This window comes from Agrobacterium sp. ST15.16.024, assembly GCF_027956545.1.
GTDB lineage: Bacteria > Pseudomonadota > Alphaproteobacteria > Rhizobiales > Rhizobiaceae > Agrobacterium > Agrobacterium cucumeris.
This window is the reverse complement of record NZ_JAQKGO010000002.1, coordinates 698,326-719,805: the sequence shown is the minus strand read 5'-3', so window position 1 is coordinate 719,805 and position 21,480 is coordinate 698,326. Positions and strand designations below refer to the sequence as shown.

The 21,480-nt window shown below is 59.8% G+C and carries 16 protein-coding genes; 10 read left to right on the top strand and 6 right to left on the bottom strand.

The window, feature by feature from the left end; genetic code table 11:
• Nucleotides 1-4 precede the first annotated feature (4 nt).
• From amyA to PL640_RS11790, 6 genes are all read right to left on the bottom strand, one after another.
• Nucleotides 5-1,492: an alpha-amylase gene (gene amyA, locus PL640_RS11815; protein ID WP_271362049.1), complete on the bottom strand. Its 1,488-nt coding sequence runs from the start codon at nucleotides 1,490-1,492 to the stop codon at nucleotides 5-7.
• A gap of 111 nt (nucleotides 1,493-1,603) precedes the next feature.
• Nucleotides 1,604-3,334: an acetyl/propionyl/methylcrotonyl-CoA carboxylase subunit alpha gene (locus PL640_RS11810; protein ID WP_271362048.1), complete on the bottom strand. Its 1,731-nt coding sequence runs from the start codon at nucleotides 3,332-3,334 to the stop codon at nucleotides 1,604-1,606.
• Between the two features lie 17 nt (nucleotides 3,335-3,351).
• Nucleotides 3,352-4,947 carry a 5-oxoprolinase/urea amidolyase family protein gene (locus PL640_RS11805; RefSeq protein ID WP_271362047.1) on the bottom strand — a complete coding sequence of 532 codons (1,596 nt, stop codon included), beginning with the start codon at nucleotides 4,945-4,947 and terminating at the stop codon, nucleotides 3,352-3,354.
• Nucleotides 4,948-4,954: 7 nt separating this feature from the next.
• Nucleotides 4,955-5,764: a putative hydro-lyase gene (locus PL640_RS11800; protein ID WP_271362046.1), complete on the bottom strand. Its 810-nt coding sequence runs from the start codon at nucleotides 5,762-5,764 to the stop codon at nucleotides 4,955-4,957.
• Nucleotides 5,765-5,776: 12 nt separating this feature from the next.
• On the bottom strand, nucleotides 5,777-6,544 hold the full coding sequence (locus tag PL640_RS11795) for a LamB/YcsF family protein (protein ID WP_271362045.1): 768 nt from the start codon (nucleotides 6,542-6,544) through the stop codon (nucleotides 5,777-5,779).
• Nucleotides 6,545-6,562: 18 nt separating this feature from the next.
• A complete protein-coding gene (locus tag PL640_RS11790; RefSeq protein WP_142841731.1) occupies nucleotides 6,563-7,819 on the bottom strand; it encodes an NRAMP family divalent metal transporter in 1,257 nt (418 codons plus the stop codon).
• A gap of 266 nt (nucleotides 7,820-8,085) precedes the next feature.
• Here PL640_RS11790 and PL640_RS11785 point away from each other — a divergent pair, with 266 nt between their 5' ends.
• The 10 genes from PL640_RS11785 (at nucleotide 8,086) to cysG (ending at nucleotide 21,357) form a co-directional block, all read left to right on the top strand.
• Entirely contained in the window at nucleotides 8,086-8,751 is a 666-nt protein-coding gene (locus PL640_RS11785) for a GntR family transcriptional regulator (protein WP_142841730.1), read from the top strand.
• A gap of 99 nt (nucleotides 8,752-8,850) precedes the next feature.
• Nucleotides 8,851-9,438: an ANTAR domain-containing response regulator gene (locus PL640_RS11780; RefSeq protein ID WP_271362044.1), complete on the top strand. Its 588-nt coding sequence runs from the start codon at nucleotides 8,851-8,853 to the stop codon at nucleotides 9,436-9,438.
• Nucleotides 9,439-9,471: 33 nt separating this feature from the next.
• Complete coding sequence (locus PL640_RS11775) at nucleotides 9,472-10,758, top strand: CmpA/NrtA family ABC transporter substrate-binding protein (RefSeq protein WP_271362042.1); 1,287 nt, start codon at nucleotides 9,472-9,474, stop codon at nucleotides 10,756-10,758.
• A 380-nt stretch (nucleotides 10,759-11,138) separates the two neighbouring features.
• Nucleotides 11,139-12,431, top strand: coding sequence for a CmpA/NrtA family ABC transporter substrate-binding protein (locus tag PL640_RS11770; protein WP_142841728.1), 1,293 nt, complete (start codon nucleotides 11,139-11,141; stop codon nucleotides 12,429-12,431).
• Nucleotides 12,432-12,545: 114 nt separating this feature from the next.
• Nucleotides 12,546-13,439, top strand: a complete 894-nt coding sequence (gene ntrB / locus PL640_RS11765) for a nitrate ABC transporter permease (RefSeq protein ID WP_142841727.1) — start codon at nucleotides 12,546-12,548, stop codon at nucleotides 13,437-13,439.
• Between the two features lie 13 nt (nucleotides 13,440-13,452).
• Nucleotides 13,453-14,250: an ABC transporter ATP-binding protein gene (locus tag PL640_RS11760; RefSeq protein ID WP_142841726.1), complete on the top strand. Its 798-nt coding sequence runs from the start codon at nucleotides 13,453-13,455 to the stop codon at nucleotides 14,248-14,250.
• Nucleotides 14,251-14,255: 5 nt separating this feature from the next.
• Nucleotides 14,256-16,703: a nitrite reductase large subunit NirB gene (nirB, locus tag PL640_RS11755; protein WP_271362039.1), complete on the top strand. Its 2,448-nt coding sequence runs from the start codon at nucleotides 14,256-14,258 to the stop codon at nucleotides 16,701-16,703.
• 5 nt (nucleotides 16,704-16,708) lie between these two features.
• On the top strand, nucleotides 16,709-17,044 hold the full coding sequence (gene nirD / locus PL640_RS11750) for a nitrite reductase small subunit NirD (RefSeq protein ID WP_142841724.1): 336 nt from the start codon (nucleotides 16,709-16,711) through the stop codon (nucleotides 17,042-17,044).
• Between the two features lie 214 nt (nucleotides 17,045-17,258).
• Entirely contained in the window at nucleotides 17,259-19,907 is a 2,649-nt protein-coding gene (locus PL640_RS11745) for a nitrate reductase (protein ID WP_271362037.1), read from the top strand.
• A complete protein-coding gene (gene cysG, locus PL640_RS11740) occupies nucleotides 19,879-21,357 on the top strand; it encodes a siroheme synthase CysG (RefSeq protein WP_271362036.1) in 1,479 nt (492 codons plus the stop codon). The genes PL640_RS11745 and cysG overlap by 29 nt, the downstream gene beginning before the upstream one ends.
• Nucleotides 21,358-21,480: the final 123 nt, after the last annotated feature.

Here is a 21,480-nt window from a genome sequence, read left to right as displayed (position 1 = left end):
GCCCTCACTCAGCTTCGGCTGAAACCCACACGCTGACGCTGCCGCCATTGGTGGGGAAAACGCCCCTGCCGCTATCGTCGAGGGTGATTTTTTCGTCTCGATGCTCCAGAAAGTCCCGCCAGACCGTGCCTGCATGGTCCGGTCCTAGATCAATCTGCTTTTCCGCCGGTTCGCCATTCGACATCACCACAACGCAGCCCGGGGCATCGGCAGTGCCGTGGCGGATAAAGGCGATGCAGCTTGGATCATCGAGAATGTCCGTCTGCGAACCGTTGGCGAAACGGCTGCGCGCCTCAATGAGCTTCGGCAGGCATTCGATCGCTGGAATGTCGATTTTGTGCTCGTTGCCGTCATTGCCGGTGTCGGTGTAACTCGTGCCGAACAAATCCGGATAAAAGACGCAGGGAACGCCCTCTTCACGCAGCAGAATGATCGCATAGGCCAACGGTTTGAACCAGGGTTCCACCGGCGCTTCCAGTGATTGCAGCGGCTGCGTGTCATGATTGTCGACCAGCGTGACGGCATGGTCGGGAACGGCCGCTACCAGCGAGCCGTCGAAGATGCTGCGCATGTCGAAATCGCCACCCTGTTTTGCTGCGTCGTGGAAGCGATGGTGAAGGGCGACGTCAAAAAGCATCAACTGCTTGTCGACCAGTTCGAGATAGCTTTTCAGCGCGTCGATATCGGGATGCCAATATTCCGCCACGACAAAAAGATCGGGATCGACAGTCTCACGCATATGGCCGACCCAGTCGCGGAAGAACCATGCCGGAATATGTTTGGCGGCATCCAGACGGAAACCATCGACCTGCACCTGCTCGGAGAGCCATCGGCCCCAATATTTGAGCTCCTCGTAAACCGCCCGATTTCTGAACTCGACGTCAGCGCCCATCAGATAGTCGAAATTGCCGTTCTCCTGATCGACCTCTTCGTTCCACTCGCCATCGCCATATTCGTTGACGAGACGAAAAATACCGTCCTCGGTCGGCTCCTCGATGTGGTCCACACCGCTGAAGCATTTCAAATCCCAGATGAACTTGGAATGTGCGCCTTTTCGCCCGGGAAAAGTGAATTTGGTATAGGCGAGCGCCTGAAAATCCTCGTCGTCAATATCAGTGCGGTCTTCGGGATTGACGCGACGAACCCGAACTTTCTCCTTCTCATCCGCCCCCATCTTGTGGTTGAGAACCACATCATGGATGACACGGATGCCGTTTTCCTTCAGTGTCCGGCCGGCATGTTCAAGGGCGGCGCGATCACCGTATTTGGTGGCGACGGTGCCCTTCTGGTCGAATTCGCCGAGGTCAAAGAGATCGTACGTATCGTACCCGACCGAATAACCACCGGCAGCGCCTTTATAGGCCGGTGGCAGCCAGATATCGGTGATGCCCATTTTGGCAAGGCTTTCGGCCTTTTCGGCCACCTCGCTCCATAATTTCCCTCCGTCCGGATAATACCAATGGAAGAATTGAAGCAAGGTGCGTCCGGCCATATTTCCCTCACGATGGTTAGCAGGTCGCGCCATAAACGGCCCGGCGGCGAAAGGGTTCCGCCGCCGGAGATGCGCGATCTGCAATTGTGAGGCCGGCAGGTCCGACGTATATTAGCCGGCTATGTCGAGGAGGGCTGCGCCCGCCTGCAGATAGTCGCCTTCCTTGACGATCAGGCGCACTTTTCCGGCCTTGGTGGCGACAATTTGCGTCTCCATCTTCATGGCTTCCATGACGGCCAGCAGATCGCCTTCGGAAACCACATCACCGTCTTTCACCTTGAAAGATTGCAGGGTGCCGGAAACGGGGGCAATGATTTCGCCTTCCTTTTCCTTGATCGCAGCACCGGGAGCAGCCGTATTCCCGCCGCTGACGGCACCAAGCCCTGATAGCAGCAGGCTCGGCAGTCCGACGGAGACGCGCTTGCCGTCGATTTCCAGAAAGGTGCGGGTTATCGACGGATCATCGGCCGGTGCGGGGCGCTCCATGGCGTCGGGCATGGCGGCGAAATCGGTCTCGATCCAGCGGGTATGAACCTTGAAACCATCCGTGCCGATGAAATCATCCGTCTCGATCGCGGCGCGATGGAATGGCAGAACGGTGGCGATACCCTCGATGCGGAATTCCTTGAGCGCGCGGCGGGCACGACGCAGAACCTGATCGCGATCCATACCGGTAACAATGAGCTTCGCCATCAGCGAATCGAACACACCAGGCACGCTGGAGCCACTGACAACGCCGCTATCCATGCGAATGCCGGGGCCGGAGGGCGCATCGAAAACCGAGATCGAGCCGGGCGTCGGCAGAAAGCCGCGGCCGGGATCTTCGGCATTGATGCGGAATTCCATGGAGTGGCCGCGCGGTTCCGGTGTTTCAAGCACACGAAGCTTGTGGCCTTCAGCAATACGGAACTGCTCAATGACGAGATCGATGCCGGTGGTTTCTTCGGTAACGGGATGTTCCACCTGCAGGCGCGTATTGACCTCCAGGAAGGAAATCGTGCCATCGACGCCGAGCAGGAATTCGACGGTGCCGGCTCCGGAATAACCGGCTGCGGCACAGATTGCCTTGGCGGCGTCATGGATTTTCCGGCGCTGCACGTCGGACAGGAAGGGGGCAGGAGCCTCCTCGATCAGTTTCTGGTTCCGGCGCTGCAGCGAGCAGTCGCGGGTGCCGAGCACCAGCACATTGCCATGCTTGTCAGCGATAACCTGTGCCTCGATGTGGCGTGGCCGGTCGAGAAAGCGTTCCAGAAAACACTCGCCACGGCCAAAAGCGGCTGTCGCCTCGCGCACGGCGGATTCATAGAGATCGGCAATCTCCTCCATCTTCCACGCCACTTTAAGGCCGCGCCCGCCGCCGCCATGCGCCGCCTTGATCGCGACGGGCAGGCCGTACTCTTCGGCAAAGGCAGTGACTTCGGCTGCGGAAGAAACCGGGCCGTCGCTGCCGGCAACCAGCGGCGCGCCGACGCCGGTGGCGATGCGCCGCGCCTCGACCTTGTCTCCCAATGCTTCGATGACGTGAGGATCGGGACCGATCCAGATCAGTCCGGCATCGAGAACAGCTTGCGCAAATTCGGCGCGTTCGGACAGGAAGCCGTAACCGGGATGCACGGCATCGGCGCCGGCGCGTTTGGCAATTGCGATCAGCTTGGTGATATCGAGATAGGTCTCGGCAGGGCGCACGCCCTCCAGCGCATATGCCTCATCCGCCAGCCGGACGAAAAGCGCATCCTGGTCTGGATCGGCATAAACGGCGACCGATTGCAGGCCGTAATCGCGACATGCGCGGATGATGCGCACGGCGATCTCGCCGCGATTGGCAATCAGCACTTTTTTCATCGCTCTTCTCCTCGAAATTATGTGTTTTTGGTCGCGATTTCGGCGAAGGGGCCGATCGGGCGGAACTTGATTTTGGCGTTGACGGGGATTTGCCCGGCAAGATCGAGATGATATTCCGCTACCGCGCCGATGACGGGATAACCGCCGGTCAAGGGGTGATCGGCAAGGAATAGAACCGGCTGGCCGCTATGGGGAATCTGGATCGCCCCGGTCGCTGTGCCTTCGCTCGGCAATTCGGCGCTGTCCTTACGTTCCACCGCCACGTCGCCGGCAAGGCGGATGCCAACGCGGTTTGATTGCGGGGTAACCTGCCAGAGCTGGCCGGTCAGGGTCTCGATACCCTTTTGCGTGAACCAGTCGGTGCGGGGGCCGAGAACGACATCCAGTGTCACGACCTCGCCGGTTGCCGGAGGATCAAAGGCCGAAACCTCATCGATCGACACGCTAGAAAGACCAGACTTCTCGCCCTTGAGCGGCAGGATTGCACCTGTACCCACGGGTTCCGGGCCGACAACAGCCAGTGTATCCGTTGCGAAACTGCCGAGCACCGGCGCGACATCAAAACCGCCGCGCACGGCAAGATAACAGCGCATTCCCTTCGGCGGCTGGCCGAAGGCAACAATATCGCCGGGCTCGAGGGAGACCAGACCAGGGGTCTTGGCCGCGAAACTGCGATCCGCGGTAGTGATGGTAACGGGGCAGGGCGCACCGGTTATACCGATGACGGTGCGGCTTGCGCTTTTGAAGGAGAAACCGCCAAGCGTCAGTTCAAGACAGGGCGTGTTGACCGGATTGCCGACGATGCGGTTTGCGGCATTAAACGCGCCGCGATCCAGAGCGCCGGAGGCGGAAACACCCTGCCCGGTCTGGCCGAAACGGCCAAGATCCTGGAAGATGGCGGGCATCGGCGCGGTTAGCACCTCGAAATGCGGACCGTCTTTTGTCGGCGCCTTCTCGGAGCCGCGCGCGGCCGGGACGGGGATATCCACCGTTCGACCGGCCTTGTCCATGTCGAAGAACCGCACCCGATAGCCCGGCTGGAAAAGCGCGCCGGGGTCGCGGTCAATGTCCCACATCTTGACCGGCGTGGTACCGATGATCTGCCAGCCGCCGGGGCTGTTCTGCGGATAGACGCCGCTGAATGCGCCGGCCAAGGCCACCGAGCCGGCGGGAATACGGGTGCGCGGGCTTTGCCGGCGTGGCACATGCAGGGCCGGATCGCCGCCGACCAGATAACCGAAACCGGGCGCAAACCCGCAGAAGGCCACGGTGAATTCACTTTCGGTATGACGGCGAATGACTTCGTCGATGCTCATGCCGGTCAGTTCGGCAACGTCTGCGAGATCCTCGCCATTATAATGGACGGGGATTTCCACGAGATTGTCCGAAGGCGCGATTTTTGCCGAGAGATCGCGACTTGCCAGCCGCGCGGCCAGCGCTTCGGCATCGATTTTCTCAGGGCGGAAACGGATCATCAGGGTACGGGCAGCCGGCACCGTCTCTTCAATGCCTTCGACCGGATCGTTCTGAAGCGAGGCGAACAGCGCCAGCGTTTCATCGAGATCGGCGAGTTCGACAAGGATTGTGGTGAGGCTGACGGGGAGAAAACGCATCATATCCTCACGCGTGATAGGCAGTGTCGGGAATATCGGTGATGAACATGTGGCCCGGCGCATGGGTAATGGCAAAGGGAACACCCGATGCCATCACGGCGGCCTGTGGGGTCACGCCACAGGCCCAGAATACCGGAACTTCGCCCGGTTCGATCCGAACAGCATCGCCGAAATCAGGCTTTGCGAGGTCGGTGATGCCAATTTCTTCCGGCGCGCCGACATGCACGGGTGCGCCATGCACCGCCGGAAAACGTCCGGAAATGGTGGCCGCATCGGCGACGCGTGATGCCGGGATCGGCCGCATCGAAACAACCATGTTGCCCTTCAGCCGGCCGGCCGGGCGGCAGGGCCGGTTGGTGAGGTACATCGGCACATTGCTCTTGTCGGTCATGTGGCGGATTTCGATACCCGCTTCCACCATCGGCGTTTCGAAGGTGAAGCTGCAGCCGATCAGGAAGGCAACGAGATCATCGCGCTCCGCCCAGGCGGCGGTGGCATCGGCGGTTTCCTCGGCAAGCTTGCCGTCCCGCCAGATGCGGTAAAGCGGCAAGTCGGTTCTCAGATCAGCGCCGGGCGCCAGAAGCGTGGTGGGCGAGCCGGGATCGGAGACATCGAGCATCGGGCAAGGTTTTGGATTGCGCTGCGCATAGAGCAAGAAATCGAAGGCCCAGTCGCGCGGCAGCACGATCATGTTCGCCTGCGTGAAGCCGGGCGCAATGCCGGAGGTGGGGGCGACGAGGCCGTCGCGATAGGTGGCGCGAGCCTTTCGGGCGACTTCGGCGTCGGTATGGTTGAGATAGGATGTTGGTATCGTCATTGACTACCCCTTTCAGCGATCGGATGCGAAGGAGCGGATGTCGATGCCATCAGCCTCGAAACGACGGCGGATTTCCTGAGCGATGGCGACAGCGCCCGGGCTGTCGCCATGCACACAGATAGATTGCGCTTCGATTTTTATGATGCTGCCATCGATCGCCTCCAGCGTACCTTCGCGGGCAAGCTGAACCATACGGTCGGCGATTTTTGCCGCGTCATGCAATACCGCACCGGTTTCCCGGCGCGACACCAGCTGGCCTTCAGGCGTATAAGCGCGGTCGGCAAAAGCTTCAGCGACGACAGAAAGGCCCGCCTTGCGGGCTAGATCGAGGATGGGGGCATTGGCAAGGCCCATCAGGACCAGCGATGGATCGATGGCCTTGATGCCATCAATGACGGCCTGTCCCTGTTTTGCGTCATTGGCGATGCGGTTATAGAGCGCGCCATGCGGCTTGACGTAACGCACCGTGGTGCCGGCAGCGGCGGCAACGCCTTTCAGCGCGCCGATCTGGTAGATGACATCGGCAATTAGTTCTTCCGAGGTTGCGTCCAGATCGCGGCGGCCAAAGCCGACGCGGTCCGGATAGGAGACATGGGCGCCGACGACCACGCCTTTTTCGGCAGCGGCCTTGACTGTGCGGTAGATGCCGGCCGGGTCACCTGCGTGAAATCCGCAGGCGATATTGGCGCTGGAAACGATGGCAAGCATCGCCTCGTCATCACCCATGCGCCACGCGCCGTAACTTTCGCCAAGATCACTGTTGAGATCGATAGCGGCCATGTTTGCCTCCCTTTATTGTCAGTAGCCGAGCAGGCCGAAGATCGCGCCGACCGATTTATAGGCCATATACCAGGTGAGTGCGCAGGTCAGCACACCAAGTATCAGCAGCCAGCGCGGGTAATGATAACCGTGCATCAGGTCGGCGCGTTTCCATGCTGCATACATGAAGATCGAAAGGCCGATCGGCAGAACGAGACCGTTCAGGCCACCGACGAAGACGAGCATGGCCGCGGGCGGTGTGGTGATGATGATATAAGCGATCAGCGAGATGGCGATGAAGCCGACGGTAGCAAAATTGCGCTGGCGTTCCGTCATTTCCGGCTTGAAAGCCGTCAGGAAGGAAACGGAAGTATAGGCCGCGCCGATGATGCTGGTCATGGCAGAGGCGAGGAACACCGCACCGAACAGACGGTAGCCGATATTGCCGGCGGCGGCATGGAACGCCTGGCCCGCCGGGTTTGCCGCCTTGCCGGAGAGATCGATGATCACGCCGCTTGCGACGACACCGAGAATGGCAAGGAACAGGATGTAGCGCAGCACGCCTGTTATCGCGATACCGCTGAGTGCGGCGCGATTAACCGCGCTGATATTTTCAACGCCGACCATGCCCTTGTCCAGCAGGCGGTGTGCGCCGGCATAGGTGATATAGCCGCCGACGGTGCCGCCGACGATGGTGGTGATGGTGACGAAATCGATGGTATCAGGCAGGAAGGTCTGGCGGAAAGCTTCTGCCACCGGCGGGCCGGAAACATATGCCGCATAAAGGATCAGCGCGAGCTTGACGAAGGCGGCCACGAAAACGACGCGGTCCATGGCGATACCCGCCCGGCGCGACAGGAAGATGCCGATGGCTGCCAGCGCGCCGATTGCGCCGCCGATCTTCGGGTCGAGATCGATCATGGCGTTAAAGCCAAGGCCGGCCCCGCCGATATTGCCGACGTTGAAGAACAGGCCGCCGATGATGACGAGGATGGCGAGCAGATAACCCGAGCCCGGAATGGCGGCATTGGCGATGGCCGGCGCCCGCATGCGGGTGATGGTGACGATACGCCAGATATTGGCCTGCACCACAAAGTCGATCAGGATGGAAATGAGAATGGCGAATGCGAATGCGGCGCCCAGTTTAACCGTGAAATTCGCCGTCTGAGTGATGAAGCCAGGCCCTACGGCTGACATCGACATCAAGAACATGGCTGAAAGCAAGGCATATCGCTGGGTTTTTGCCTTCTGTGCCGCCGCATTCGGGTCGGCGGGCGTGGGCATTTTCTGCTCCATGGATTTTCTCCGCTCCTGTCGCAATCCGCCCCTCGCGGATGCTTTATGCGGCCGATCTTGTCCTGTTCTGCGAAATTGTCAACTTTGTTGAACAATATAAAGTTATCGTTCTTTCATTTTGTCTATTTGTTGGACGCAATGACCGCGATTTAATCACGTTTTTTTCGTGCTTTGCTAATGCTTTGTGCTATGGGCAGAACATGCCGTGTCCGAACATGCCTGTCACGGAATTCCCGATGCCGCATTGCTCTTAGGAAAGGAGCGCCATGACGGAAACGATAGAGGCTCTGCCGCTTGCGGACCGATTGGCCAAGGGTATCCGTACCCTGCTGATTTCGGGCGAGCTGATGCCGGGGCAACGCCTTTCAGAGGCAGCCTTCAGTGAACGTTTCGATGTCTCCCGCAATTCGTTGCGAGAAGCCTTCCGGCTTCTGACAAAGGACGGGTTGTTGCGCCACGAGGCCAATCGCGGCGTGTTCGTTGCCGTTCCCACCATGGCTTCGGTGATCGATATCTACCGTGTGCGGCGCATGGTGGAATGCGGCGCGCTGCGCCAGGCCTGGCACAAGCACCCGGCCATCCGGACCATGCGCGCAGCGGTCGAAGATGCCAAGGTGAAGCGTGAAACGGCTGACTGGCTGGGCGTGGGCAGTGCCAACATGAAGTTTCACGCCGCGGTGGTCGATCTCCTGGACAGCGCCCGCCTCAGCGATTTTTACGAGCGTATCGCTGCTGAGCTCAGGCTTTGTTTCGGCCTGCTGAAAGATCCCGAGCAGCTTCATTCGCCCTTTGTGGACATGAACAGCAAGATTCTATCGCTCATGGAAGAGGGCAAAGCGGCCGAGGCTGGCAACGAGATGGAAATTTATCTCAATCTCTCCGAGCGCACGGTTTTGAAGGCGCTTGAACGCGCCGTCGAACACGCATCCTGACAGGGCAGGCGGCAGGGAGAGAAAGCCCCTTGTCCCTCCATTCATTTTTGCGTCGGCAGCCGATTGCCAAGTTTGCTGCACTGCGTCATCAATGCTGACATGACGCTTCGCGACCTTACCATTCTTGTCATAGACGAAAACGCGATCCGCGCCTCCATCATCGAGGAGGGGCTGCGCGAGGCCGGCTATCATCGCGTCACCGTTATCCACGAAGTGAACGGTGTGGCGCGCACCATCGAGATGCTGCAGCCCGATGTCATCTTCATCGATCTTGAAAATCCCAACCGCGACATGATGGAGCATTTGTTCCAGCTTACCCGCACAGTCGGCCGGCCGATCGCCATGTTCGTCGATCGTTCCGACACGGCGTCTATCGAGGCGGCCGTCGAGGCGGGTGTTTCCGCCTATGTGGTGGATGGGCTGAAGAAGGAGCGGGTCAAACCCATTCTCGATATGGCGGTCAGCCGCTTTAATGCATTCAGCCGCCTGCAGCGGGAACTTGCCGAGGCGAAATCGGCGCTGGAGGAACGCAAGGTCATCGAGCGCGCCAAGGGCATCCTGATGAAGATGCGTGGCCTTTCCGAAGAGGAGGCCTTTGCGCTTTTGCGGCAAACGGCAATGAACGAGAAAAAGAAAATTTCCGAGATCGCGCAAAGCGTGGTCACCGCGGCCGGTCTATTGATGTGACAAAGACCAGCCGGACAGTGTGGAGTGAATGACATGGCGGCACCGGGAAAATTGGCCGGATCGGATAGCGTAGAGACTGGCGCGCCGGCAATTGTGAGCAGTGACCGGCAGAAAATTCTGCGTGCGGGTTTTATTCCGCTTGTCGACGCCTCCGTTCTGGTTGCGGCGGCCGAATTCGGATTTGCCGAGCGCGAAGGCCTGTCACTCGATCTCGTCAAGGACGTGTCCTGGGCGAATGTGCGCGACCGGCTGGCGTTTCGACAATTCGATATCGCCCATATGCTGTCTCCCATGCCCGTTGCCTCGATGCTCGGCCTCGGTTCCAATCCGTCACCGACGATCACGCCTTTTTCGCTCGGGCGCGGTGGCAATGCGATCACGCTTTCGACCCGGCTGTTTGGGCGGATGAAGGCATTGACGGGGCTGTCTGAAACGGCAGGAGCGCTTGAAAACGCCAAGGCCTTGAAGCGGGTGCTCGATGATATGCGGGCGCGTGGCGAAGCGCCGCCGACGCTTGGCATGACCTATCCGTTCTCCTCGCATAATTACGAGTTTCGCTACTGGCTCGCAGCCGGCGGCATTCACCCCGATCACGATGTCAAGCTGGTGGTGGTGCCGCCGCCCTTGACGTCGGATGCACTGGAGGCGGGCGCCATCGATGGCTTCTGCGTCGGAGCGCCCTGGAACATCGTCGCCGCCGAGCGCGGCGTCGGCAGGATCGTTGCGGCCAAGCAGGACCTGTGGCCGTCCGCGCCGGAAAAGGTGATCGGCATGCGGCCCGAATGGGCGGAAAGCCAGCAGGAGACGGTCGGCCGGCTGCTGACGGCGCTGGATGCGGCCGCTCGCTGGTGCGACCTTGCGGAAAATCACGACGATCTGAGCACCGCTCTTGCCGACCCTCGCTACATTGGCGCGCCTGAAGGCATCATCCGCCGGGTGCTATCAGGTGAATTCAGCATCGACAGCCAGGGTAATCGCCGGGTGATCGACAATTATTTCCTTTTCCACAGAGGCCATGCCAATTATCCGCGCCAAAGCCAGGCATTGTGGATTTACAGCCAGATGATCCGCTGGGGCCAAGCAGAATTTTCGCAAGCGGGCGTGGAAGCAGCACTTTCCGCCTATCGGCCGGATATTTATCGGGCGGCGCTGGGAGAGACCAATGCACCTGACGATGCCGATATCCGTATCGAAGGGAGGCAAGAGGGCGACCGTTTCGTGGATGGTTTCGTTTTCGATCCCGCTGACATTGAGGGCTATGTGAGCGGCTTTACGGTGCGGACATCCGCGCCATTTTCCCCGTCTTCCGGAGAGGCGTGACTGACGTTTCGTCTTGCAGGCTGCGCAAATTTCAAGCGCGGAATTTTTTGCTTTGCACAAACAGAAGACAAAAAATACACTGATTAAAATTTAATCACATCGCAAAAATATAAAAATTACTGAATAATTTCAGCGTGATAGTTTATTTTTCATAAACTGGCACGCCTCTTGCATCTTCCTGTTTGCACCGGTCAACGGCGATCGGGGCAGGCAAGGCGCGGCATAGGCGCTTTCAAAGACATAGACGTCGCAAGGTTTTGCTGCCCGGAACACCTCCCATTCCGCAGGCGCAGACACCGAGCGGCGTTTTTTTATTTTCAGGCTTTTTTCGCAAGCGAAAACGCCACCGGCAAAGGTGGCTCAATAAGGGGAACATGCGAATGAAAAAGATATTCTCGGGTGCTGTCAGCCGCCGCACGATATTGAAGACGACTGCCACCGCCGCCCTTGTCACCGCCGTGCGCACTGCCTTTCCATCCGGCGCTTTCGCCGCCACCGCAGAACCCGAGGTGAAGGGCGCGAAAATCGGCTTTATTGCGCTGACAGATGCCGCGCCGCTCGTCATCGCGGCCGAAAAGGGGCTGTTCGCCAAGCATGGCATGCCTGATGTCGAAGTTCTAAAGCAGGCCTCCTGGGGTGCAACACGCGACAATCTCGTGCTGGGCGGCGCCTCAAACGGCATCGATGGCGCGCATATTCTGACCCCGATGCCCTATCTCATGCATACCGGCAAGGTGACCCAGAACAACGTGCCGGTGCCGATGGCGCTCATCGCCCGCCTCAACCTCGACAGCCAGGGCATTTCCGTCGCCAGGGAATATGCAGATACCGGCGTTCAGCTGGATGCTTCGAAGCTGAGGGCGGCTTTCGAGAAAAAGAAGGCTGAAGGCAAGGAAATCAAGGCGGCGATGACCTTCCCCGGCGGCACGCATGATCTCTGGATTCGCTACTGGCTCGCTGCCGGCGGGATCGACCCGGACAAGGACGTCTCCACCATCGTTGTTCCGCCGCCGCAGATGGTCGCCAATATGAAGGTCGGCAACATGGACGTCTTCTGTGTGGGCGAGCCGTGGAATGAGCAACTCGTCAATCAGGGCATCGGTTTCACCGCCTGTACCACCGGCGAACTCTGGAAGGGTCATCCGGAAAAGGCGCTCGGCATGCGCGCTAACTGGGTGGAAAAGAACCCCAATGCCACCAAGGCATTACTGATGGCCGTGATGGAAGCGCAGCAATGGTGCGACGAGATGGCCAACAAGGAAGAGATGTCCACCATCCTCGGCAAGCGCCAATGGTTCAACGTGCCGCCGAAGGATGTTCTCGGCCGTCTCAAGGGCAATATCAATTACGGTAACGGCCGTGTGCTCGAAAACACCGGCCTGCAGATGAAGTTCTGGCAGGACCACGCCTCCTATCCCTTCCACAGCCATGACAGCTGGTTCATCACGGAAAATATCCGCTGGGGCAAATTTGCGCCCGATACCGACGTGAAGGCGCTGGTTGCGAAGGTCAACCGCGAGGATATCTGGCGTGATGCGGCCAAGGATCTCGGCGTAACCGATCTTCCCGCTTCCACCTCGCGTGGCAAGGAAACCTTCTTCGACGGCAAGGTCTTCGACCCGGAAAATCCGTCTGCTTATCTCGAAAGTCTTTCCATCAAGGCGGCCTCCTGAGGAGGAGACCGGGTGTCGCCCTTCATCCGCCAGTTGCCGCCGTCCACCGGCGGAGACTGAAGACCGGGTGAGGGGCGACACCCCAACCGCAATCGAAATCAAGAGGAACCGCCCATGTCCGCATTGGCCCGAAAATACAACGAAGAGCCGCAGCAGCCGGCAGCGCAAAAGGCAAATGTCGTAGCGCTTTCGCCCAAACACCCGTCGCGGATCGATCTGCGCAAATGGGGTGCGGCAGCGGCCCGCAACACCATACCGCCGCTTGTCGTCCTCGCTGTTCTGCTTGGTGTCTGGCAGCTGCTCTGTTCCGCCCCCGGCTCATCGCTGCCGCCGCCGAGCCAGGTCTTCGAGGAAAGCTACGATCTCATCGTATCGCCGTTTTTCCATAATGGTTCGCAGGATATCGGCCTTGGGCTGCGCGTGCTGGTCTCGCTGGAGCGGGTTGCCTACGGTTTCGGCCTAGCCGCCATCGCGGGCATCATCATGGGTGCCGTGATCGGCCAGTCGGTCTGGGCGATGCGTGGCCTCGACCCGATCTTTCAGGTGCTGCGCACCGTGCCGCCGCTTGCCTGGCTGCCACTTTCGCTGGCCGCTTTTCAGGACAGCAATCCGTCGGCCATTTTCGTGATCTTCATCACCTCCATCTGGCCGGTCATCATCAATACGGCGGTCGGCGTGCGCAACATTCCGCAGGATTACCGCAACGTCGCGCAGGTGCTGCGGCTCAACCAGCTCGAATTCTTCTTCAAGATCATGTTGCCTTCGGCGGCACCCTACATCTTCACCGGCCTGCGCATCGGTATTGGCCTGTCGTGGCTCGCCATCGTCGCCGCTGAAATGCTGACCGGCGGCGTCGGCATCGGTTTCTTCATCTGGGATGCGTGGAACTCCTCGCGCCTGCCCGACATCATCGTCGCACTCGCCTACATCGGTGTCGTGGGCTTCATGCTCGACAAGCTGGTGGCGGCGCTCGGCAAAGTCATCACCCGTGGCGCTGCGGCGAATTGAGAGGGCCAAAATCATGAACGCTTACCTGAAGCTCGATCACATCGACAAATATTTCGACAAGGGCGGCTCGCGTGCCGAGGTGTTAAAAGGCATCAACCTCACCATCGAAAAAGGTGAATTCGTCTCCGTCATCGGCCATTCCGGCTGCGGCAAGTCCACCATGCTGAACCTCATCGCCGGGCTGACGAAAGTTTCCGCCGGGGCGGTCCTTCTTGAAAACCGCGAAGTCAACGAACCCGGCCCGGAACGTGCCGTGGTGTTTCAGAACCACAGCCTGCTGCCCTGGCTTTCGGTTTATGAAAACGTCAATCTCGCCGTGGAGAAAGTGTTCAGCAGGACAAAAACCCGGGCCGAGCGGCATGACTGGGTCATGCGCAATCTCGATCTCGTACAAATGGGACATGCGAAGGACAAGAAACCTTCGGAAATTTCCGGCGGCATGAAGCAGCGCGTCGGCATCGCCCGCGCGCTCGCCATGGAGCCGAAGATCCTGTTGTTGGACGAGCCTTTCGGTGCGCTGGATGCGCTGACCCGCGCCCACCTTCAGGACGCGGTGATGGAAATCCATGCCCGGCTTGGCAACACCATGGTCATGATCACCCATGATGTCGATGAGGCGGTGCTGCTTTCGGACCGCATCGTGATGATGACCAACGGTCCCGCCGCCCATATCGGTGAAGTGCTTGATGTGCCGCTGGCACGCCCGCGCCACCGCATCGAGCTTGCATCCGACAAGACCTATCTCAAATGCCGCGAAGCCGTGCTGAAGTTCCTTTACGAACGTCACCGCTTTGTCGAAGCCGCGGAGTAACGACCATGACGCAAAAACTCGTCATCATCGGCAATGGCATGGCGCCGGGGCGCATGCTGGAAAACCTTTTCGAAACCGCCCCCGGCCTTTATGACGTCACTATTTTCAACGCCGAGCCGCGCGTCAATTACGACCGCATCATGCTGTCGCCGGTGCTCTCAGGCGAAAAGAGCTATGAAGACATCGTCATCCACAATGACGAATGGTATGCAGCTAACAATGTCACGCTGCACAAGGGTGCGAAAGTCACCGGCATTGACCGTGACAAGAAGACTGTGACCAGTGAAAACGGCATCACGGTCTCCTATGATCGGCTGGTCATCGCCACCGGCTCTCTGCCCTTCATCATTCCCGTTCCTGGCCATCAGCTTCCCGGCGTGCTCGCTTATCGTGATCTCGACGATGTGACGAAGATGCTGGAGATCGCCGAGGGCAAGGGCCGCGCCATCGTCATCGGCGCCGGGCTTCTGGGGCTTGAAGCGGCTTATGGCCTCAAGCGTCAGGGCATGGATGTCACCGTCATCCACCTGATGCCGACGATCATGGAGCGTCAGCTCGATCCGGCAGCGGCCTATCTCCTGGAAAAGGCGCTGAACGAACGTGGCATCGACATCATCACCAAAGCCAATACCAAATGCATTCTCGGCGAGGATAAGGTTGAAGGCATCGAGCTGGAAGACGGCCGTGTCATCAAGGGCGACATGGTGGTGATGGCGGTCGGTATCCGTCCCGCTTCGGGTCTCGCCAAGGAGGCCGGCATAGCCGTCAATCGCGGCATCGTCGTGGATGACGGCATGATGACGTCGGATGCCTCGATCTACGCGTTAGGCGAATGCGCCGAACATCGCGGCATGTGTTACGGCCTCGTTGCGCCGCTTTATGAATCGGCCCGCGTGCTGGCCGACCGGCTGTGCGGAGGTTCGGCCGAATATCATGGCTCCGTCACCAATACCAAGCTGAAGGTCACCGGCATCAACCTGTTTTCCGCCGGTGATTTTGCCGAAGGTGACGACCGCGAGGAAATCGTGCTGCGCGATGCCACGGCCGGTGTCTACAAGCGCCTGATCCTCAAGGAAAATCGCATCATCGGTGCGGTGCTATACGGCGAGACGGGTGATGGGTCGTGGTTCTTCGACCTGATGAAAAAATCGACCGATATCTCCGCCATGCGTGAAACCCTGATCTTCGGCCAGGCCTATCAGGGAGGGTCGCCGCTGGACCCTATGGCGGCCGTTGCAGCCTTGCCGGATGATGCGGAAATCTGCGGCTGCAACGGCGTTTGCAAGGGTAAGATTACCTCGACCATCACCTCCAAGGGGCTGACGTCGCTGGACGATGTACGCGCCCACACCAAGGCATCAGCCTCCTGCGGCAATTGCACCGGCCTTGTCGAGCAGCTGATGACGATAACGCTCGGCGACAGCTACAATCCCGCTGCCGTGCAGCCGATGTGCAAATGCACCGATCTCGGCCATGACGATGTGCGCCGTCTCATCAAGGCCAAGGGCCTGAAGACCATCCCGGCCGTGATGCAGGAACTGGAATGGAAAACCTCCTGCGGCTGCGCCAAATGCCGGCCGGCGCTTAATTATTATCTCGTCTGCGATTTTCCGGATGAATATGCCGACGATTACCAGTCGCGTTATATCAATGAGCGTGTCCACGCCAATATCCAGAAGGACGGCACCTATTCCGTTGTGCCACGCATGTGGGGAGGCGTCACCTCTTCCTCGGAGTTGAGGGCGATTGCGGATGTGGTCGACAAGTTCGACATACCAATGGTGAAGGTGACGGGCGGCCAGCGCATCGACCTTCTCGGTATCGAGAAGGAGGATCTGCCGGCGGTGTGGTCCGATCTCGGCAAGGCGGGTTTCATCTCCGGTCAGGCCTACGCCAAGGGGTTGCGCACGGTAAAGACCTGTGTGGGTCAGCAATGGTGCCGCTTCGGCACGCAGGATTCCACCGGCTTCGGCATCCGCATTGAAAAATTCATGTGGGGTTCGTGGACGCCTGCCAAGCTGAAGCTTGCCGTTTCCGGCTGTCCGCGCAACTGCGCCGAGGCCACCTGCAAGGATATCGGCGTCATCTGCGTCGATTCCGGTTTCGAGATCCATTTCGCCGGTGCCGCCGGTCTCGATATCAAGGGCACTGAAATTCTGGGGCTCGTCCACACTGAAGACGACGCGCTGGAGCATATCGTGGCGCTGACCCAGATGTATCGTGAACAGGCGCGCTATCTCGAGCGCATCTATAAATGGGCCAAGCGCATCGGTTACGACGAGGTTCGCCGCCAGATCATGGACGATGCCGAAAAGCGCAAAGCCTATTTCGATCGCTTCGTCTTCAGCCAGAAATTCGCGCAGGTCGATCCCTGGTCGGAACGTGTGTCCGGTCACGACAAGCATGAGTTCAGGCCCATGGCGGCAATCGGTTTCAACCAGGCAGCGGAGTGAGAACGATGGACAGCAACTGGATCGACATTGGTGACATCTCCGACATTCCATTGCGTGGCGCGCGCTGCGTGAAAACGCCGATGGGCAAAATCGCGGTGTTTCGCACGGCGGAAAATCAGGTCTTCGCCATTGAGGACCATTGCCCGCACAAGGGCGGGCCGCTGAGCCAGGGCATCGTGCATGGGGCTTCGGTGACGTGTCCCTTGCACAACTGGGTCATTTCGCTGGAAACCGGCAAGGCGCTGGGGGCGGATGAGGGCGAGGTGCGGACCATTCCGGTGCGTAATCTGGATGGGCGGCTTTCCATAGCGTTCGAAACGCTGATGATTGCGGCGGAGTGAATTGCGATGGCGGCGATGGTACCCCCCTCTGTCCTGCCGGACATCTCCCCCTCAAGGGGGGAGATCGACAAGCAGCGTGCTTCCAGCCTCATCTCTGTTGTCGGCGACTCAAGTTTTGAAATAAAGCCGGCACCGCAATTGATCTCCCCCCTTGAGGGGGAGATGTCCGGCAGGACAGAGGGGGGTAAACGCCACGCACTGAGAGGGCAAACCCATGCCCGTTGAAACAAAAACCACCTGTCCCTATTGCGGTGTCGGCTGTGGCGTCATCGCCACCGTCAATGACTCCGGCGTCGTGTCCGTCAAAGGCGATCAGGACCATCCTGCCAATTTCGGTCGGCTATGCTCCAAGGGTTCGGCTCTCGCCGAAACCGTAGACCTCGACGGACGCCTGCTCTATCCCGAGATCGCTGGCAGACGGGCGACATGGGACGAAGCACTTGACCTCGTCGCCTCCCGCTTCTCCGAAACCATCGCCGAACATGGCCCGGATTCGGTTGCCTTTTACGTCTCCGGCCAATTGCTGACGGAGGATTATTACCTCGCCAACAAGCTGATGAAAGGTTTCGTCGGTTCGGCGAATATCGATACCAATTCAAGGCTTTGCATGTCGTCTTCGGTCGCCGGCCATCGCCGCGCCTTCGGGGCCGATACGGTGCCGGGCACCTATGAGGATATGGAGCTTGCCGATCTGGTGATCCTCACCGGTTCCAACCTCGCATGGTGTCATCCGGTTCTCTACCAAAGGCTGGCGGCGGCAAAGACCGCACGGCCGGAAATGAAGGTCGTGGTCATCGATCCGCGCCGGACGATGAGCGCCGATATTGCCGATATGCATCTCGCCATCTGCCCGGATGGAGATGTGGCGCTGTTTACCGGTCTGTTGGCGCATCTTTCCGGCAGTTCCGCGATCGATAGTGCTTACGTGCAAAACCACACGGCCGGTTTCGACGCCGCCATGCAGGTCGCAAGCGAGCACAGCCTGTCGGGGATTGCCGAAGCCACCGGCCTGACCATCGCCGAACTGATTTCCTTTTACGAATTGTTCGAACGCACGGAAAAAACCGTCACCTGTTACAGCCAGGGCGTCAACCAGTCGCAAAGCGGCACAGACAAAGTCAATGCGATCATCAACTGCCACCTCGCAACCGGCCGTATCGGCAGGCCGGGCATGGGGCCGTTTTCGCTGACCGGCCAGCCTAACGCCATGGGCGGGCGCGAAGTCGGCGGTCTCGCCAACATGCTGGCGGCCCATATGGCCATCGAAAGTGCTAGGGATCGCGACCGCGTGCAGCGCTTCTGGGCCTCGCCCGCCATTGCGCAAAAGCCCGGACTGAAGGCGGTGGACATGTTCCGGGCCGTGGCCGACGGCCGCATCAAGGGGTTGTGGATCATGGCCACCAACCCCGTCGTCTCGATGCCGGATGCCGGTGCCGTCGAAGCCGCGATCAAGGCCTGTCCTTTCGTCGTGGTGTCCGATGTCATGGCCAATACCGATACGGCCCGTCATGCCCATGTGCTTTTGCCCTCACTCGGCTGGGGCGAGAAGGACGGCACGGTTACCAATTCCGAACGGCGCATTTCCCGTCAGCGCGGTTTTCTCCCTGTGCCCGGCGAAGCCAAGGCCGACTGGTGGCAAATGGCGGAAGTGGGCCGGCGCATGGGTTTCGACGCTGCTTTCGCTTATCGCCAGCCATCGGAGATTTTCGCCGAACACGCGGCCCTTTCCGGCTTTGAGAATGCGGGTAGCCGTGATTTCGATATTAGCGGGATCGAGCCGGATTCCTATGGGGAGATGCCACCCTTTCAATGGCCGAAAGCCGCCCCCGATGGGAATGCCGAAACGCGCTTTTTCGCGGATGGCCGTTTTTATCATGCCGATGGCAAGGCGCGGTTCATCGCCACAGCCTTGCCGGAGACGGGCAGAACGTCGCCCGATTATCCGCTGACGCTGAATACCGGCCGTATCCGCGATCAATGGCACACCATGACCCGTACCGGCAAAAGTGCGCGGCTGACCGCCCATATCGCCGAGCCTTTCGCCGAACTTCACCCGCGCGATGCGCAGGTGCTGGGTATCGAAAGCGCCGATCTGGTGGAACTGGAAAGCCCGCATGGCAAGGTTCTGCTGCGCGCACTGGTCAGCGAAAGGCAGGCGCGTGGATCGGTCTTTGCGCCAATGCACTGGAACGACCAGTTCGCCTCGCGGGCGCGTATCGACGTGGTTGTTGCGCCGGTTACAGACCCGCATTCCGGCCAGCCGGCTTCTAAGAACGTAGCGGTAAGGGCAAGGCGTTTTGCGGCAAAGGCCTATGGCTTCGCCATCTCCCGCACCCGACCCGATGCACCCGATTGCACCTATTGGGCCATCGCCAAGGCGGATGGCGGCTATCGCATGGAGCTGGCCTTCGAGGAAGAACCGCAGGATTGGACGCTCTGGGCGCGGCAGGTTTTCGGCATCGATGTCAGGGTCGAGCCGCTTGGTTACAGCGACCGGCAGACGGGCAATCTGCGGCTTGCCTTTTTCGATGGTGAGACCCTCTTGGCAGCGCTGTTCATCGCCAATCAGCCGGTGGCCGTCGCCCGCAACTGGGCGACATCGCAATTGACCGAGCGCCATGAGGATTTGCGCATGCGCTTTGCGCTGGTTGCCGGTCGCCCCGGTGCCGGGCGGGCCGATCCGGGTGCGACGGTCTGCTCCTGCTTTAATGTTGGGGTCAATCAGATCACCGCCGCCATCCGCGATGGCTGCCACAGCGTCGAAGCCATTGGCAAGGCGTTGAATGCCGGAACCAATTGCGGCTCGTGCCGCGCCGAAATCAGGGGGATCATCGATGGATGCCTTAAAACCGCAGCGGAATGAACCGGCGCGCATGGAAAAGCTGGCCAAATTACCGGTTTTCTGGGGGCTGGAAGGTAAACGTGTGGTGCTTGCGGGCGGGTCGGATGGGGCCGCCTGGAAAGCGGAACTGTTGCTCGCCTGCGGCGCTACGTTGCATGTCTATTGCGACAAGCAAGATTTGTCGGAGACATTCACGACCCTTATTGCAAAGAACCCGGCCTTGAGCTTTCACGACCAATCCTGGCATTCTGGCATATTCGACAATGCCGAACTGGCGCTGGCCGATTGCGAAACGGATGTGGAAGCAAAAGCCTTTTATTCCGCCGCGCGGGCGGCCGGTATTCCCGTCAATGTCATCGACAGGCCGGAATTTTGCCAGTTCCAGTTCGGCTCCATCGTCAATCGCTCGCCGGTGGTGGTATCGATTTCCACCGATGGCGCAGCCCCCATTCTGGCGCAGGCCATCCGCCGGCGCATCGAGACATTGCTGCCGCTGGCCCTGAAGGACTGGGGCGCACTTGCCCAAACGATCCGAGATCGCGTCAATCTGCGGCTCGCGCCCGGCCCGTCGCGGCGATCTTTCTGGGAAAAATTCGTCGACCGGGCCTTTACCGAAAGGCTGGATGAGAGCAGCGAAGAACGGCTGCTGACGGATATCGGAACGCAGGCAACGCGCACAGGTGCAGGGCGCGGACGCGTAACGCTCGTGGGGGCCGGGCCGGGCGATGCCGAGCTTCTGACGCTGAAAGCGGTTCGCGCCCTGCAGGCCGCCGATGTCATCTTATTCGATGATCTCGTGTCAGCGGAGGTACTGGAACTGGCGCGGCGGGAGGCGAAGCGCATGCTGGTCGGCAAGCGCGGTGGCCGGGAAAGCTGCAAGCAGGAAGACATTAATGACATGATGATCCGCCTCGCCAAGGCCGGCAAACGGGTGGTGCGGCTGAAATCCGGCGATCCGATGATTTTCGGGCGCGCCGGCGAGGAGATCGCCGCGCTGGAGGCTGAAAATATCCCGGTCGACGTCGTGCCGGGCATTACCGCCGCAAGCGCCATGGCCTCGCGCCTCGGCGTCTCCCTGACGCATCGCGACCATGCCCAGTCTGTTCGCTTCGTCACCGGTCATTCGCGACAGGGAAAGTTACCGGAGAATATCGATTGGGCATCGCTTTCCAATCCCGCCGTGACCACTGTTTTTTATATGGGCGGCCGCACCGCAGCTGATATCCAGTCCTCGCTGCTCGCCCACGGCATGCTTGCCTCGACGCCCGTTGCGGTGATGATTGCCGTCAGCCGGGCAAATGAACAGCGCTGGTGCGGTTCGCTCGCGCAACTGGCTGCGGCAGTCGAGAGACTGGGCGTGAACGAACCTATCCTGATCGGTATCGGCTATGCATTCAGTGTCGCGTCTTCGGGATTCTCCGGTATCGATATGCAGGGGGGCGCCTCAAGGATAGCTCAGAAAGCCGGCTAATGAGTTCGTGGGCAACCCCATTGCGTGTTTCAGGCATATTCGCAGACAGGTAGAACGCACCGCCACAAACCTTCCCTTGACATTGGTTTTTCGTTCGCTCTTCAATAAAACGAAAAAATTGAA

Coding starts and splice junctions, on each gene's coding strand:
- amyA (WP_271362049.1), bottom strand. CDS start 1,492: ATGGCCGGACGCACCTTGCTTCAATTCTTCCATTGGTATTATCCGGAC.
- PL640_RS11810 (WP_271362048.1), bottom strand. CDS start 3,334: ATGAAAAAAGTGCTGATTGCCAATCGCGGCGAGATCGCCGTGCGCATC.
- PL640_RS11805 (WP_271362047.1), bottom strand. CDS start 4,947: ATGCGTTTTCTCCCCGTCAGCCTCACCACAATCCTTGTCGAACTCGCC.
- PL640_RS11800 (WP_271362046.1), bottom strand. CDS start 5,764: ATGACGATACCAACATCCTATCTCAACCATACCGACGCCGAAGTCGCC.
- PL640_RS11795 (WP_271362045.1), bottom strand. CDS start 6,544: ATGGCCGCTATCGATCTCAACAGTGATCTTGGCGAAAGTTACGGCGCG.
- PL640_RS11790 (WP_142841731.1), bottom strand. CDS start 7,819: ATGGAGCAGAAAATGCCCACGCCCGCCGACCCGAATGCGGCGGCACAG.
- PL640_RS11785 (WP_142841730.1), top strand. CDS start 8,086: ATGACGGAAACGATAGAGGCTCTGCCGCTTGCGGACCGATTGGCCAAG.
- PL640_RS11780 (WP_271362044.1), top strand. CDS start 8,851: ATGACGCTTCGCGACCTTACCATTCTTGTCATAGACGAAAACGCGATC.
- PL640_RS11775 (WP_271362042.1), top strand. CDS start 9,472: ATGGCGGCACCGGGAAAATTGGCCGGATCGGATAGCGTAGAGACTGGC.
- PL640_RS11770 (WP_142841728.1), top strand. CDS start 11,139: ATGAAAAAGATATTCTCGGGTGCTGTCAGCCGCCGCACGATATTGAAG.
- ntrB (WP_142841727.1), top strand. CDS start 12,546: ATGTCCGCATTGGCCCGAAAATACAACGAAGAGCCGCAGCAGCCGGCA.
- PL640_RS11760 (WP_142841726.1), top strand. CDS start 13,453: ATGAACGCTTACCTGAAGCTCGATCACATCGACAAATATTTCGACAAG.
- nirB (WP_271362039.1), top strand. CDS start 14,256: ATGACGCAAAAACTCGTCATCATCGGCAATGGCATGGCGCCGGGGCGC.
- nirD (WP_142841724.1), top strand. CDS start 16,709: ATGGACAGCAACTGGATCGACATTGGTGACATCTCCGACATTCCATTG.
- PL640_RS11745 (WP_271362037.1), top strand. CDS start 17,259: ATGCCCGTTGAAACAAAAACCACCTGTCCCTATTGCGGTGTCGGCTGT.
- cysG (WP_271362036.1), top strand. CDS start 19,879: ATGGATGCCTTAAAACCGCAGCGGAATGAACCGGCGCGCATGGAAAAG.